Raw genomic sequence first — 13,562 nt, forward strand, 5'->3', positions numbered from 1 at the left:
TCCCCCACGCTCGGCTTCGCTCGCGCGCTCGGAAAGGGGCTCGCCCGCCCAGGCGAGGGCGGTGGCGGCCTCGGCGAGCGGCAGTGCGGCGGCGTACTGGGCGTGCAGCCGGCGCTCGGCCGCGGAACTCGCCTGCCGGCGCAGCCGTGGCCCGGCGAGGGCGTCCTGGGCGTGGTCGAGTGCGGCGGTGAGCGCGGCCCGGCGGGTGGTGGCGCTCTCGCCGCCCACGGCGTCGAGCAGTGCGGCGACGGCGTCGTACACGTCGGCGACCGCCTCGCGCTCACCGTCGAACCGGAAGTCCCCGGTGAGCGACCCGGGAGTGGGCAGCGCGAGCCGCAGCAGGAGCAGCCAGCCCGCTCCGGCCATGAAGGCGAGGGCTCGCTGCCAGCCGCTCTCGGCCGCCGGCATCCCGGCCCCCACGGCTGCCGTGACCAGCAACTGGGTGCCCGCGGCGGAGGCGACGGGCCCGACCGCGCTGACGGCGCCGGCGACGAGTCCGAGCACGGTCAGCAGCAGGGTCAGCGGCACGGCGGGCAGCCATTGCCCGGCGTACGTCCCGACGAGCAGCCCGAGGGCCCCGGCCAGCGCGGGCACTCCGAGCCGCCTGACGGAGGCACGCCGGCTGCCGGGCCGGTCGTTGATGCCGACGAGCATCGCGGCGATGGCGGCCAGGACACCCACCGCGGTACGGCCGCTGAGGACACCGGCGAGCAGGAGCGGCCCGGCGGCGAGCGCGCCGCGCGCCACCGCGCTCCACGGGACGGGCCCGCGCTGGGTGCGCAGGGCGTGGGCGAGCCAGAGGGGCGGGGACAGTGCGGCGCGGCGCGACACGGGGCTCCTGTTCGTGCGACGGCGGGACATGCCTTCGGACGACGGTGGCCGGGCTGTGATGTGCGACTTCCACGGTAGATCACGTCCCACACGGGAACGGGGCCGTCGTGTTTCGCGGAGGTGAAAGGTGCCGGGGAGGGTGGGTTCTTCATGAACGCTGTTCGGGGCGCCTACGCCTCGTCACGGCCTGGCCGCTAGGCCGATGATCCGTTCCGCCGACTCGATCGCGCCGGTCAGCGCCCTCGGGTCCGGTCGCAGCGCGCCCGTCACCTCGTCGATCCGGCGCAGCCCGGCCCGCTCCAGCAGCCGTTTCTCGTTGGTCACCCACTCACCGCGTGCCGCCAGCACCGCGTGGCCGGCCTGAAGGGCGGCCGTGGCCAGCGCGCCGGCCACCTCGGTGAGGCGGGCGTGCGGGGCGTGGTTGGCCTTGGCGTAGGCGAGGGTCGCCCGGGCGGTGCCGGCCCAGCGCTCCGAGGCGGTCCGGCGCAGCTCGGCCGGGTACGCCTCCGGGTGCGGCAACTCGCCGCGCAGTACCTGGTTGACGGCCAGCTCGGCCACGATCAGGTAGCTGGGGATCCCCGCGAGATGGAACAGCAGGGGCTCCACCCGGAACCGTCCCGCCTTCGCCTCCGCCAGCTCGTGCTCGACCACGTCCAGGTCCCGGTAGTGCACGTCGACCCGGCGTCCGTCGATGGTCAGCCAGGCCCCGCCGTTGAAGACACCGCCGCCCCAGCCGCCGATCTCCGACACCTCACCTTCCCAGCCGACGGAACGCAGGTCGGCGGGGTCGAAGGCGCCCCGGTAGTAGACGGCCAGGTCCCAGTCGCTGTCGGGGGCGTGGGTGCCCTGCGCCCGGGAACCGCCCAGGGCCACGGCCCGGACGGCGGGCAGCGCGGCCAGGCGGTCGGCGGTGGCGGAGAGGAAGTCGGCATCGGAGCCCCTACCGGAGCCGGAGGCGCGGTCGGGATTTCGGGAGCGAGGGCACGGGTGGGCTCCGGGGTGAGGGTGGATTCGGGTCGATGTGACGAGCGGGCGTCGGGCGCGATGGCCAAGGGCGCATGCGGGCGGGTGAGGGTGGCGGTGGGGGGTGTGTGCGATGAGCCTAAGGCGATGGAACCTGGCACGGCGGAGGGGCCCACCGGTGGCTTGGCGCGGCCGGAAATTCGGGTGCGGAACGATGGGCGGGCCACGGATGATCAGGAGGTTGCGCACCGGCCAGCCCAGGAGCCGCCATGATCAGTCGCGTCACCACTCCCACCCTTTTCCCGCCTCCCACCTACTCCCATGCCTCGGTGGTCGAGGCCGGCACGAAGCTCGCCTTCCTCGCGGGAGCCGTGCCGCTCGACGAGAAGGGAGACATCGTCGGCGCGGGGGACCCGGTGCGGCAGGCCGAGCGGGTCATAGCCAATCTCAGGGAACAACTCCGCTCGGTGGGGAGTGACTTGGAGCATGTGCTGACGACGGACGTGTACGTCGTCAGCAGCGAGCCCGCGGTGCTGTCCTCGGTGTGGGAGGTCGTGGAGGCCTCGGGGCTGAGCCGGGGTCCGCACTCGTCCACTCTGCTCGGTGTCGCCTGCCTCGGGTACACCGGGCAACTGGTGGAGATCACGGCGACCGCCGTGGTGCCGGAGGAACGGCAGGAAGCGACGACGGCCGAGGTCGTCCTGCGCCGGGCGGTGCCGGCGGACGCGCGAGCCGCCGCCGACGTCTGGCTGCGCTCCTTCACCGCCGCGCTGCCCACGGTCGTCCGGCCCCGCACCGACGACGAGGTACGGGGCTACTTCCGCGAGGTGGTGGTGCCGCTGCGGGAGACCTGGGTCGCCGAGGCGGCTGGAGAAGGGGGCGGGATCGTCGGCGTGATGGTCCTCAACGGTGAGGAGCTCTCCCAGCTCTACCTCGCCCCCGACTGGCGGGGGCACGGCATCGGCGACCGGTTCGTCTCCCTCGCCAAGGAGCGCAGCCCGCGGGGCCTGACCCTGTGGACCTTCCAGGTCAACAAGGCCGCCCACCGTTTCTACGAGCGGCACGGATTCGTCGCCGTCGAGCACACGGACGGCAGCGCCAACGAGGAGCGGGAGCCGGACGTGCGGTACGTGTGGCGGCCGTGAGAGAGAAGGCCTGAGCGTCGGCTTTCTCCGGTCAGGGCAGCCCGGCCGCGTCGGCCGCCGTGCGCAGCACCTCGCGCAGCATCGCGGGAGTGAGCCGGCCCGTGAAGGTGTTGCGCTGGCTCACGTGGAAGCAGCCGAAGACGTCCAGTCTGTCGGGACCGTCCAGGCCGTCCGGAACGTCCGAGCCTTCGGTGCCGGGCGAGCCGTTCAGGGTGACCCGGGCGCCGTGGGCGAAGGCGGGGCGGGGGCGGGGCACGGGCCAGCCCGCCTCGCTGAAGGCCGGCAGCGCCGCCTGCCAGCCGAAGGCGCCGAGCACCACCGCCGCCCTGACCGTCGGACGCAGCAGCTTCAGCTCCTGCACCAGCCAGGGGCGGCAGGTGTCCCGCTCGCCCGGGGTGGGCTTGTTCGCCGGCGGGGCACAGTGCACGGGCGCGGTGATGCGGACGCCGTACAGCTCCAGCCCGTCGTCGACGCGTTCGGCGGTGGGCTGCGAGGCCAGGCCCACGTCGTACAGCGCCTGGTAGAGCACGTCTCCCGAACGGTCGCTGGTGAACATGCGGCCCGTGCGGTTGCCGCCGTGCGCCGCGGGCGCCAGCCCGACGATCACGAGGCGGGCGTCGGCCGGACCGAACCCGGGTACCGGCCGCCCCCAGTACGTCCAGTCGGCGAACGCCGCCCGCTTGGTACGGGCCACTTCCTCACGCCACTCCACCAGCCGGGGACAGGCCCGGCATCCCGCGACGCGCCGGTCGAGCCGAGCGAGCGCGCTGCTGTCGTCCATACCGCCACCGTATGCCCGGCCCCGCCGGCCCCCCGGCCAGGGTGCGGGGAGCTATCGCTCCCCCGGGGCAGCGATGTCGCCCCGGACGAGCAAGCCGCATCTGGGCCGCTCGACGGGCCCTGGGCCCGGAATAAATCGTCTCCGGATCACCCGGCCCTGCGGGTTAAGGTCGGGACATGGCTTCCGAGGATGCGGACGAGAACGTGCACCGTGACACCGACGGACCGGGTGAAGCGGCCCCCAGCCAGAAGGCCGAGGGCACCGACGCCGCCGGGAGCCGGCCGCTCGACCCCAAGGTCGCGGCCGCAGTGGCCGCCGCCGAGGCCGCCGGGCCGGGCACGGGCGAGACCGTGCGGATCGACAGCTGGATCTGGGCCGTGCGCCTGGTCAAGACCCGCTCCCTGGGAGCCACCGCCTGCCGTGGCGGGCACGTCCACGTCAACGGTGAGCGGGTGAAGCCCGCCTATTCCGTGCGCGTCGGCGACGAGGTGCGGCTTCGGCACGAGGGCCGTGAACGCGTCGTGATCGTCAAGCGCCTGATCCGCAAGCGTGTCGGTGCCCCGGTGGCCGTCCAGTGCTACATCGACAACTCGCCTCCGCCCCCGCCCCGTGATGCCGTGGCCCCCGCCGGTATCCGCGACCGCGGTGCCGGCCGCCCCACCAAGCGCGACCGCCGCGAACTGGAACGTCTCCGGGGACTGGGCGGACTCGGCGGACCGGGAGCGGGAGGTCCCCAGGGGCCCACCGGATTCGGCGGAACCGGCAGAGCGGGCGGAACCGGCAGAGCGGGCGGAACCGGCGGAGTCGGCGGGACGGGCGGACGCCCCCGGGGACGCTGAGCCGCCTCACCCCTCAGACCGTTCGCCGCGTCACCCGAAGCAGTCGCAGCAGGTCGGCGTTGTGGGCTCGGCGGGCCCAGGCGATGAGGGCGAGCGGCACGATCAGGATGAGCGGAGTGGCCGCGTACTGGCCGTCGAAGACGGTGAGCTGGACTATGAACGCGCCCACCATGAGCGCGCTGAGCGCCATGGCCGCCACCGACTGCAGGACGGGCACCAGCAGGGCGATGGCGCCGGCGAGTTCCAGCGCGCCGATGGTGTACATCCCGGCGCTTCCCCAGCCCATCTTGTCGAAGGACTCGACGGCCGATGGGTGCGCTATCAGCTTGGGCAGTGCGCTCGCGAGCCCGTAGAAGAGGGCGAGCAGCACCTGCACCGTGCGCAGCGCGATGCGGGCCGCGCGGCTGCGGGTGGTGCCGGGAGTGCCCGGGGTGGTGGTCGCGGCGGGAGCGGTGGTCTGGGTCATGGAGGTCTCCGGGGTGAAGCGGTCCTGGTCGCTGTCATCGAGGTAGACCGGTCCGGGGCCGGGAACTCATCGCTCATCGCCTCCCCTGCTGCCTCTTTCGTTGCCCCTACTTGTCGCCTCTCTCGCTACCTCTCTCGTCGCCTCTCCGATCGGTTCCTCCTACGCCGCCGGTACTGCCCGGACCCAGGTCCCGTCCGGGGTCAGGTAGGTGTCCACCTCCAGTCCCGCCTCTGCCAGTGCCTCCTCGAACTGCTCCTTGCTCAGGGGCCGGGCGAGGAACGTCTGGGTCCATACCGCGTCGGGGAACCGGTACTCCGCGCGTACCGCGTTCACTCCGTCTCCGACCGGCTCCGCCGAGACGATGCGCACGGTGAAGCCGCTCGGGTCGGCCCGCTCGCGGGGCACGTCGGTGTGGTAGTCCGGGCCTTCTCGCTGGATGAGCACGCAGCCGTCCTTCGCCACGTGGCGGGCGCAGGTGCGCAGCAGGCCTCGGCGGACCTCCATGTCTGCGCAGTGCACGAGGAAGGAGGCGAGCATCACCACGTCGAACTTCTCGCCGAGGTCCAGTCGCTCGATGGGGGCGCATATGGTGCGCGCTCCGCGGACGTGGGCGAGCATGTCGGTGGATTCGTCCACCGCCGTGACGGTGAAGCCGCGTTGCTGGAGGGGGTGGGTGATCCGGCCGACTCCGCAGCCGAGTTCGAGGATGTGCGCTCCGCTGGGCACGGCGTCGGTGATGATGTCCGGTTCGTCGCCGACGGGGAGCCGTGTGTAGAGGTCGACGGCGCAGCCGTCGGGGGTGATGGCGCCGGGTCCTGTTCCTTCGTGTCCTTCTCGCATTTCGGCGGTCATGCCGGGAGAACGGGTGAGGGTGGAGGGAGCGTTCCCGGGGGGCGGGGGTTCACCCGATGGGGTGGCCTGCCTCCTTCTCCGTCGTGATCATCCGTGGCCGTCGTGGACGTCGCCGGTGGGCGTTCCGGTCGAGGCGGACGGGGAGTACGTTGCAAGGAGGAGTGATGATCCGATGCGTACGGGCAGTGAGCCGGTGACCGCGCGCAGTGCTCTGCGGGCGCGGTTGTGGCTGAGCGTGTGGGGATTCGTCTGGGCGGTGTTCGGGACGGCGGTGTTCGCGCTGGTCGGGCGTCCGGGCTGGGCGGTCGCGTGCGGGGTGTTGTGGCTGGTGGTCACGGCGGACATGGCCATGATCCTGCGGCACATACGGCAGGGTCCGCATTACCAGCCGGGCCCGGACGTGCCGCCGTACAGTCCGCCGGAGGGTGGTCCGCCTCGGCCAGGGCCTCCCCGGCACCGGCATCCCTGAGCGCGCTCCGGCGGTGGCGGCCGGTGGCCGTCAGTCGTCGAAGCGGGCGGCCTTGAGGTAGTCCGGGTTGGGGTCGAGTGCGGCGGCGAGCCGGAAGTGGCGCTTGGCCTGGCCGGGGCGGCCCTGGCGTTCGTAGGTGCGGGCGAGCGCGAAGTGGGCGAAGGCGTTGTCCGGTTCCCGTTCGAGCACGATGGTGAACTCGAGTTCGGCGGGGCGGAGTTGGGCGGCCGCGAAGAAGGCGCGTGCGCGCAGGAGGCGGGCCGCGGTGTTCTCGGGGTGCGCGGCGATGACTCCGTCGAGCAGTTTCACCGCGCCCCTGGGGTCCCGCGCGTTGAGCAGTTGCTCGGCGGCACGGAAGTCGATGACGTGCGTCTCCGGGGTACGTCCGGTGGAACCGCTGGTCTCGGGCACGGCTGAGATCCTTCCCTTGCTGAAGGTGTTCAACGCCCCGAGGTGTACTGCTATTCCGCGCCTAAGCGCGCCCGGTGCCGTCGGTGGAGCCGGTTCCGTCGGGTGCCGGGCCGGATTCCCGGGCACGGCGCGCGAGGTCGTCCCAGACTTCCGCGACGCGCTTGCGCAGGGTCTCGAGGGGTACGTCGTTGTCGATCACGATGTCGGCGATCTCGCGGCGTTGCTCGCGGGTGGCCTGGGCGGCCATGCGTGCGCGTGCGTCGTGTTCGGTCATGCCGCGCTGCCGTACGAGGCGGTCGAGCTGGGTCTCGGGGCTGGTGTCGACGACGATGACGAGGTCGTACAGGGGGGCGAGGCCGTTCTCGGTGAGGAGGGGCACGTCGTGGATCACGACGGCGTCGTCGGCGGCGGCGTCTTCGAGTTCGCGGGAGCGGGCGCCGACGAGGGGGTGGACGATCGCGTTGAGGGTGGCGAGTTTCTCGGGGTCGGCGAAGACGATGGACCCGAGCTTGGGACGGTCGAGGCTTCCGTCGGAGGTGAGGATGTCCGCGCCGAAGGCTGCCACGACGGCCGTGAGCCCGGGTGTTCCGGGCGCCACGACTTCGCGTGCGATGCGGTCGGCGTCGATGAGTACGGCTCCGTGCTCGACGAGCAGCCGTGACACCTCGCTCTTGCCGGCGCCGATGCCGCCGGTCAGGCCCACTTTCAGCATGAGCGGAAGCTTAGAGCCTGCCGGTGACGGCGGGCTCCCGGGTGTCGCTCCGAGCACTGTTGTGAAGCGGCGCTCGTCGCGCCTCCGGGAGGGCTAGGGCCTGTTGCGAAAGTGGCCTCGTCGCCCGGAGGGCGGCCGCGCGGCGTCCGGTGCGTGCTCTCGGCGTGCCGCCCGGAAGTCCTCGTACGGGGCGTACTCGGGCTTTCGGGCGGTGCGGCGAGAGTGCGTGCCGGGCGTCGCGCGGCAGAGGACCACTTTCGCAACAGGCCTAGTTATCGCCTTCTCGTTCTGCCAGGAAGCGTTCGAACTCGCGGCCGATCTCGTCGGCGGAGGGGATGTCGACCGGTTCGGCGAGCATGTTGCCGCGGCTTTCGGCGCCCGCGGCGGCGTCGTACTGGTGCTCGAGGCCCTGGACGAGTGCGGTCAGTTCCTCGTCGCCCTCCTGGATCTGCCGGTCGATCTCGGTCTGGGTGCGGTGGGCGTCGGTGCGCAGGGCGTGGGCGACCCCGGGCAGGACCAGGCCGGTGGCGGCGGTGACCGCCTCGAGGACGGTCAGTGCCGCGTCGGGGTAGGGGGAGCGGGCGATGTAGTGCGGGACGTGGGCGGCGACGCCGAGGACGTCGTGTCCGGCTTCCAGGAGCCGGTACTCCAGCAGTGACGCGGCACTACCGGGCACCTGGGCCTCTTCGAAGGGGCTGCGGTGGCCGGGGACCAGGTCGGCGCGGTTGCCGTGGGGGGTGAGGCCGACGGGCCGGGTGTGCGGGACGCCCATGGGAATGCCGTGGAAGTTCACGGAGAGGCGGACGCCGAGCCGCTCGACGATCTGCTGGACGGCGCCGGCGAACCGCTCCCATTCGACGTCCGGTTCGGGTCCGGACAGCAGGAGGAAGGGGGCGCCGGTGGCGTCCTGGACGAGGTGGACCTCGATGGCGGGTACCTCGTACTCGGTCCAGCGGTCCCGCTTGAAGGTCAGCAGCGGGCGGCGGGCGCGGTAGTCGACGAGCCGGTCGTGGTCGAAGCGTGCCACGACCTGGTGGGGCAGTGAGTCGAGGAGGCGTTCGACGATCTGGTCGCCGGTCTCCCCCGCGTCGATGTATCCGTCGAAGTGGTAGAGCATGACAAGGCCCGCCGACTCCTGGGCGAGCGCCATGTCGACGACGGCCAGGCCCTTCGGCTCCCATGCGTACAAACCCTGCGGATCAAGCACTGTGACCGCTCCTCCTCGTGTCCTTCATCGACAACGCGCCCCGGGGCGGGCGCATTCCCGGTTCGGGGCGCTGATCAGGCATGTCGTGCCGGGTGCCTTGACGCTCCGTCAGCTGGTCCGTACCTTCACCAGGACGGGCGTTCACATGTCCGCCTGTCGTTCATGTATGAGATCCGCGCCTGTTCGGCAGGTCCGTACGACAGGAAGGCACCCCCATGCGCACACGTACGCTGCTCACCTCCCTGCTCGCCACGCTCGCCCTCACCGGCGGCCCGCTCCTCCGCGCGGGGCCGGCCGCCGCCGCCCAGACCGTCGAGGTGGGCACCGCCGCCCAGCTCAAGACGGCGCTCGCCGGTGCGAGGCCCGGCGACACGATCCACTTGGCGGACGGCACGTACACCGGCAACTTCAAGGCGGTCACACCGGCCGGCGCCGCGGCCCGCATCACCCTCACCGGCTCCCCGGGGGCCGTACTGCGGGCGGGTGGCGGCTACGGCCTCCATCTGGACGGCGCGTCCTACTGGACGGTCAGTGGGCTGACCGTGACCGGCGGTCAGAAGGGCATCATGATCGACTCGGCCACCGGTGTCGTGGTGGACGGTGTCACGGTGTACGGGCTCACGATGGAGGGCGTGCACTTCCGCAATTCCAGCACGGACGGCGTGATCAGGAACTCGACGATCTACGACACCGGGAACGACGGCCGCGGCATGGGCGAGGGCGTGTACGTGGGGACCGCGAACACGCTGTCCGACCGCAGCGACCGCGTCCAGATCCTGGGCAACACGATCGGTCCGGGCGTGGGCGGCGAGAACGTCGACATCAAGGAGGGGACGACCGGCGCGCGGATCGTCGGGAACAGGTTCGACGGCAGCGGGCTGACCGGCGCGAACTACGACGACTCCTGGGTGGACGTGAAGGGCAATGACGTCCTGGTGCAGGACAACACCGGCACGAACACCACGAACGACGGCTACCAGACCCACACGCAGCAGTCCGGCTGGGGCTGCGGCACGGTCTTCAAAGGAAACAGATCGACATTGACGGGTGCCGAGGGCCCCACCCGGCTGGCGATCGACGTCACCAACGCCGGCGCGAGCTGCCGGACGACGGTCTACGGCAGCAACACGGTCACCGGCGGAAGGGGCCTGACGAACATCCCGGTCACTCCCTGACCGCCCGGCGGACGGGAGCGGTTCACGCAGACCCGAAAACCGCACAGAGCCCGGAAAACCCTGAGGGGCCGTACCCCGGAAGGTACGGCCCCTCAGCAGCTACTACCTGCTAAGCCTCAGCGGCAGCGATCAGCTCTGGCCGCCGGCCAGCTTCTCGCGCAGCGCGGCCAGCGCCTCGTCCGAGGCCAGGGCACCGGAGGTGTCCGCACCCTCGGAGGAGTACGAGCCGCCACCCGAAGCGGCCGGAGCGGCAGCCTCGCCACCCTCGGCGGCAGCGGCAGCGTCGGCCTCGCGGGACTTGATGACCTGCTGCTGGTGCTGCTCGAAGCGGGTCTGCGCCTCGGCGTACTGGCGCTCCCACTCCTCGCGCTGCTTCTCGTAGCCCTCGAGCCAGTCGTTGGTCTCGGGGTCGAAGCCCTCGGGGTAGATGTAGTTGCCCTGGTCGTCGTAGGACGCGGCCATGCCGTACAGGGTCGGGTCGAACTCGACCGAGGCCGGGTCGGAACCGAAGGACTCGTTGGCCTGCTTCAGCGAGAGGCTGATGCGACGACGCTCGAGGTCGATGTCGATGACCTTGACGAAGATCTCGTCGTTGACCTGGACGACCTGCTCCGGGATCTCCACGTGGCGCTCGGCCAGCTCGGAGATGTGGACCAGACCCTCGATGCCCTCGTCCACGCGGACGAACGCACCGAACGGAACGAGCTTCGTGACCTTACCCGGGACGACCTGACCGATCTGGTGCGTCCGGGCGAACTGCTGCCACGGGTCTTCCTGCGTCGCCTTCAGCGACAGGGAGACGCGCTCGCGGTCCATGTCGACGTCGAGGACCTCGACGGTGACTTCCTGGCCGACCTCGACAACCTCGGAGGGGTGGTCGATGTGCTTCCAGGAGAGCTCGGAGACGTGCACCAGGCCGTCGACGCCACCCAGGTCCACGAAGGCACCGAAGTTGACGATCGAGGAGACGACGCCGGAGCGGACCTGACCCTTCTGGAGGGTCGTGAGGAACGTCTGGCGGACCTCGGACTGGGTCTGCTCCAGCCAGGCGCGGCGGGACAGGACCACGTTGTTGCGGTTCTTGTCCAGCTCGATGATCTTGGCCTCGAGCTCCTTGCCCACGTAGGGCTGGAGGTCGCGGACACGGCGCATCTCGACGAGGGAAGCCGGCAGGAAGCCACGGAGGCCGATGTCGAGGATGAGACCACCCTTGACGACCTCGATGACGGTGCCGGTGACGATGCCGTCCTCTTCCTTGATCTTCTCGATGGTGCCCCAGGCACGCTCGTACTGGGCGCGCTTCTTCGAGAGGATCAGGCGGCCTTCCTTGTCCTCCTTCTGAAGGACCAGGGCCTCGATCTCGTCGCCGACGGCCACGACCTCGTTGGGGTCGACGTCGTGCTTGATCGAGAGCTCGCGGCTCGGGATGACACCTTCGGTCTTGTAACCGATGTCGAGCAGGACCTCGTCCCGGTCGACCTTCACGATGACGCCGTCGACGATGTCGCCGTCGTTGAAGTACTTGATCGTCTCGTCGATCGCGGCGAGGAAGGCTTCCTCGTTACCGATGTCGTTGACCGCAACCTGCGGGGTGGTGGCGGTGGTCTCGGTGCTGCTCGTCATGTGGGAAAGGGCTCCGGTACGGACATTGAAGTCGTAGGTACTGCTTACGCCGGGAGCCCGTTTCGCTCTGCAGAAGCCGGACAGCCAAGGAAGCGCCACCAAAAAGGACACCGGGTGCCCGGTGGCGCCTCGACAACCGAGGGGACATACATACAGATGCGAGCGCAGCCTGCTACGTCTGAGGTGCGCAGGCCCGCAGCGCAACTTGTAGCATACGGGGGCAGCCGGACAGGGTCAATGCGCGAAGGCGCACACCCGGGGCGGATCGCCGCAATTCCGGCACAAGAATCGTCCCAGGAGGCCGGACAGGCCTGCGGGACCCCTTCCGTGGCACGCCTTCGCCCGGCGGGTTGGACGGAAGAGTACGACGAGGGAGCCGATCATCCAAGAGCCGGAACCGCACGAGCCCGAGGGGTTCGAGCCGGAAGCAACCCGCCGTGACGCCGGGGTCGCGGAGAGCGCCCGCGCCAACCGTGGCTGGTGGGACCGGAACGCCGACGAGTACCAGGTCGAACACGGGACGTTCCTCGGTGACGACCGTTTCGTGTGGGGCCCGGAGGGCCTGGACGAGGTGGAGGCCGAGCTGCTCGGCCCGCCGGAGGACCTGAAGGGCCGGGACGTCCTGGAGATCGGCGCGGGCGCGGCGCAGTGCGCGCGCTGGCTTGCCGCCCAGGGGGCCCGTCCGGTGGCACTGGACCTCTCGCACCGCCAGCTGCAGCACGCGCTGCGCATCGGCGGATCGTTTCCGCTGGTCTGTGCCGACGCCGGCGCGCTGCCGTTCGCGGACGGCTCCTTCGACCTGGCCTGCTCCGCGTACGGGGCGCTGCCGTTCGTGGCCGATCCGCGGCTGGTGCTGCGGGAGGTGCGACGGGTGCTGCGGCCGGGCGGGCGGTTCGTGTTCTCGGTGACGCACCCGATCCGCTGGGCGTTCCCGGACGAGCCGGGTCCCGAGGGCCTGTCGGTGTCGTCGTCCTACTTCGACCGCACGCCCTATGTGGAGCAGGACGACGAGGGCCGCGCGGTGTACGTCGAGCACCACAGGACGCTCGGCGACCGGGTGCGGGACGTCGTGGCGTCCGGCTTCCGGCTGGTGGACCTGGTGGAGCCGGAGTGGCCGGCCTGGAACACCGCGGAGTGGGGCGGCTGGTCCCCGCTGCGCGGGAGCCTGCTGCCGGGGACGGCGATCTTCGTCTGCGAGCGTGACTGAGCGCTCCCCCGGCCCGGGTCCCCGTCTTGTCGGGGGTCCTGCTCGACGCCCCGCACGCGCGCGTGCGGGGCGTTCTTCTTGTCGTACGACACTGGGGGCGTGATCCGTGACGACGCCCTGGACGCGCTGCCCGTCCGTTCCGCCCTGCCCGCGCTGAGCGAAGCCCTGGAGGTGGACGGCACGGCCGTGCTGGTGGCGCCGCCGGGGACGGGCAAGACGACGCTGGTGCCGCTGGTGCTGGCGGGGCTGGTCGGCGGTGGTCCCGCGCGGCGGGTCGTGGTGGCCGAGCCGCGGCGGATCGCGGCGCGGGCCGCGGCGCGGCGGATGGCCTGGCTGCTGGGCGAGCGGCCCGGGGAGAGCGTGGGCTTCACGGTGCGCGGCGAGCGGGTGGTGGGACGGCACACGCGCGTGGAGGTCGTGACGACCGGTGTGCTGCTGCAGCGGTTGCAGCGCGACCAGGAGCTGGCCGGTGTGGACGTGGTCGTCCTGGACGAGTGTCACGAGCGGCATCTGGACGCGGACACGGTGGCCGCGTTCCTGTGGGACGTGCGGCAGGCGCTGCGGCCGGAGCTGCGGCTGGTGGCGGCGTCGGCGACGACGGACGCCGAGGGCTGGGCGCGGTTGCTCGGTGGTGCGCCGGTCGTGCGGGCCGAGGGTGTCTCGTATCCGGTGGAGGTGGTGTGGGCGCCGCCGGGTCGTGCGGTGCGGCCGCCGCACGGCATGTGGGTCGATCCGGTGCTGCTGGGGCACGTGGCGTCGGTGGTGCGGCGGGCGCTGGCCGAGCGGGAGGGTGACGTGCTGTGTTTCCTGCCCGGTGTCGGGGAGATCGCCCGGGTGGCGGGGCAGCTGGGGGATCTGGGGGCGGTGGAGGTGCTCCAGGT

General features: G+C 71.6%; 15 protein-coding genes and 2 pseudogenes. 7 read left to right on the plus strand and 10 right to left on the minus strand.

The window, feature by feature from the left end:
• Both V7E45_RS32475 and V7E45_RS32480 read right to left on the minus strand, forming a co-directional pair.
• Window positions 1-831, minus strand: a pseudogene (locus V7E45_RS32475) (FUSC family protein); the annotation flags it as partial.
• A 180-nt stretch (window positions 832-1,011) separates the two neighbouring features.
• Window positions 1,012-1,731 carry a nucleotidyltransferase domain-containing protein gene (locus V7E45_RS32480; RefSeq protein ID WP_333777832.1) on the minus strand — a complete coding sequence of 240 codons (720 nt, stop codon included), beginning with the start codon at window positions 1,729-1,731 and terminating at the stop codon, window positions 1,012-1,014.
• A gap of 332 nt (window positions 1,732-2,063) precedes the next feature.
• Here V7E45_RS32480 and V7E45_RS32485 point away from each other — a divergent pair.
• Window positions 2,064-2,396 (plus strand): annotated as a pseudogene (locus V7E45_RS32485) (RidA family protein); the annotation flags it as partial.
• A 57-nt stretch (window positions 2,397-2,453) separates the two neighbouring features.
• Window positions 2,454-2,939 (plus strand): GNAT family N-acetyltransferase, encoded by a 486-nt coding sequence (locus V7E45_RS32490; protein WP_333777833.1) that lies wholly within the window; start codon window positions 2,454-2,456, stop codon window positions 2,937-2,939.
• 31 nt (window positions 2,940-2,970) lie between these two features.
• On the opposite strand, the gene V7E45_RS32495 is transcribed toward V7E45_RS32490, so the two are convergent.
• Window positions 2,971-3,720: a uracil-DNA glycosylase gene (locus V7E45_RS32495; protein ID WP_333777822.1), complete on the minus strand. Its 750-nt coding sequence runs from the start codon at window positions 3,718-3,720 to the stop codon at window positions 2,971-2,973.
• Between the two features lie 176 nt (window positions 3,721-3,896).
• Between V7E45_RS32495 and V7E45_RS32500 the strand changes: the two genes are divergently transcribed.
• Window positions 3,897-4,559: an RNA-binding S4 domain-containing protein gene (locus tag V7E45_RS32500; RefSeq protein WP_333777823.1), complete on the plus strand. Its 663-nt coding sequence runs from the start codon at window positions 3,897-3,899 to the stop codon at window positions 4,557-4,559.
• A 13-nt stretch (window positions 4,560-4,572) separates the two neighbouring features.
• Here V7E45_RS32500 and V7E45_RS32505 read toward each other — a convergent pair whose 3' ends face one another.
• From V7E45_RS32505 to V7E45_RS32515, 3 genes are all read right to left on the minus strand, one after another.
• Window positions 4,573-5,025, minus strand: coding sequence for a DoxX family protein (locus V7E45_RS32505; protein ID WP_333777824.1), 453 nt, complete (start codon window positions 5,023-5,025; stop codon window positions 4,573-4,575).
• Window positions 5,026-5,184: 159 nt separating this feature from the next.
• A complete protein-coding gene (locus tag V7E45_RS32510; RefSeq protein WP_333777825.1) occupies window positions 5,185-5,865 on the minus strand; it encodes a class I SAM-dependent methyltransferase in 681 nt (226 codons plus the stop codon).
• A gap of 99 nt (window positions 5,866-5,964) precedes the next feature.
• Window positions 5,965-6,222 carry a hypothetical protein gene (locus V7E45_RS32515; protein ID WP_333777835.1) on the minus strand — a complete coding sequence of 86 codons (258 nt, stop codon included), beginning with the start codon at window positions 6,220-6,222 and terminating at the stop codon, window positions 5,965-5,967.
• Between V7E45_RS32515 and V7E45_RS32520 the strand changes: the two genes are divergently transcribed.
• A complete protein-coding gene (locus V7E45_RS32520; protein ID WP_333777834.1) occupies window positions 6,107-6,346 on the plus strand; it encodes a DUF6343 family protein in 240 nt (79 codons plus the stop codon). The two genes, V7E45_RS32515 and V7E45_RS32520, sit on opposite strands and share 116 nt — an antisense overlap.
• 30 nt (window positions 6,347-6,376) lie before the next feature.
• Here the strand turns inward: V7E45_RS32520 and V7E45_RS32525 are convergent, their stop codons facing one another.
• The 3 genes from V7E45_RS32525 to V7E45_RS32535 form a co-directional block, all read right to left on the minus strand.
• On the minus strand, window positions 6,377-6,757 hold the full coding sequence (locus V7E45_RS32525; protein ID WP_333777826.1) for a tetratricopeptide repeat protein: 381 nt from the start codon (window positions 6,755-6,757) through the stop codon (window positions 6,377-6,379).
• Window positions 6,758-6,818: 61 nt separating this feature from the next.
• A complete protein-coding gene (coaE, locus tag V7E45_RS32530; RefSeq protein ID WP_333777827.1) occupies window positions 6,819-7,469 on the minus strand; it encodes a dephospho-CoA kinase in 651 nt (216 codons plus the stop codon).
• Window positions 7,470-7,737: 268 nt separating this feature from the next.
• Complete coding sequence (locus V7E45_RS32535; RefSeq protein ID WP_333777828.1) at window positions 7,738-8,676, minus strand: PAC2 family protein; 939 nt, start codon at window positions 8,674-8,676, stop codon at window positions 7,738-7,740.
• A 215-nt stretch (window positions 8,677-8,891) separates the two neighbouring features.
• Here V7E45_RS32535 and V7E45_RS32540 point away from each other — a divergent pair, with 215 nt between their 5' ends.
• The gene (locus V7E45_RS32540) at window positions 8,892-9,851 is read left to right on the plus strand and encodes a right-handed parallel beta-helix repeat-containing protein (RefSeq protein ID WP_333777829.1); all 960 of its coding nucleotides are present in this window, start codon (window positions 8,892-8,894) and stop codon (window positions 9,849-9,851) included.
• A gap of 129 nt (window positions 9,852-9,980) precedes the next feature.
• Here V7E45_RS32540 and rpsA read toward each other — a convergent pair whose 3' ends face one another.
• Entirely contained in the window at window positions 9,981-11,474 is a 1,494-nt protein-coding gene (gene rpsA / locus V7E45_RS32545; protein WP_333777830.1) for a 30S ribosomal protein S1, read from the minus strand.
• 379 nt (window positions 11,475-11,853) lie between these two features.
• Between rpsA and V7E45_RS32550 the strand changes: the two genes are divergently transcribed.
• Complete coding sequence (locus V7E45_RS32550; protein WP_133922206.1) at window positions 11,854-12,681, plus strand: class I SAM-dependent methyltransferase; 828 nt, start codon at window positions 11,854-11,856, stop codon at window positions 12,679-12,681.
• Window positions 12,682-12,780: 99 nt separating this feature from the next.
• On the plus strand, window positions 12,781-13,562 hold a 782-nt coding region (locus tag V7E45_RS32555), incomplete at its 3' end, for a DEAD/DEAH box helicase (protein WP_333777831.1).

Source organism: Streptomyces sp. IBSBF 3136, from assembly GCF_036815105.1.
In the GTDB taxonomy this organism is placed as follows: domain Bacteria; phylum Actinomycetota; class Actinomycetes; order Streptomycetales; family Streptomycetaceae; genus Streptomyces.

Excerpts from the sequence above, each read along its gene's own strand:
- V7E45_RS32495 (WP_333777822.1), bottom strand. The coding sequence starts at position 3,720 with ATGGACGACAGCAGCGCGCTCGCTCGGCTCGACCGGCGCGTCGCGGGA.
- V7E45_RS32500 (WP_333777823.1), top strand. The coding sequence starts at position 3,897 with ATGGCTTCCGAGGATGCGGACGAGAACGTGCACCGTGACACCGACGGA.
- V7E45_RS32505 (WP_333777824.1), bottom strand. The coding sequence starts at position 5,025 with ATGACCCAGACCACCGCTCCCGCCGCGACCACCACCCCGGGCACTCCC.
- V7E45_RS32510 (WP_333777825.1), bottom strand. The coding sequence starts at position 5,865 with ATGCGAGAAGGACACGAAGGAACAGGACCCGGCGCCATCACCCCCGAC.
- V7E45_RS32515 (WP_333777835.1), bottom strand. The coding sequence starts at position 6,222 with ATGTCCGCCGTGACCACCAGCCACAACACCCCGCACGCGACCGCCCAG.
- coaE (WP_333777827.1), bottom strand. The coding sequence starts at position 7,469 with ATGCTGAAAGTGGGCCTGACCGGCGGCATCGGCGCCGGCAAGAGCGAG.
- V7E45_RS32540 (WP_333777829.1), top strand. The coding sequence starts at position 8,892 with ATGCGCACACGTACGCTGCTCACCTCCCTGCTCGCCACGCTCGCCCTC.
- rpsA (WP_333777830.1), bottom strand. The coding sequence starts at position 11,474 with ATGACGAGCAGCACCGAGACCACCGCCACCACCCCGCAGGTTGCGGTC.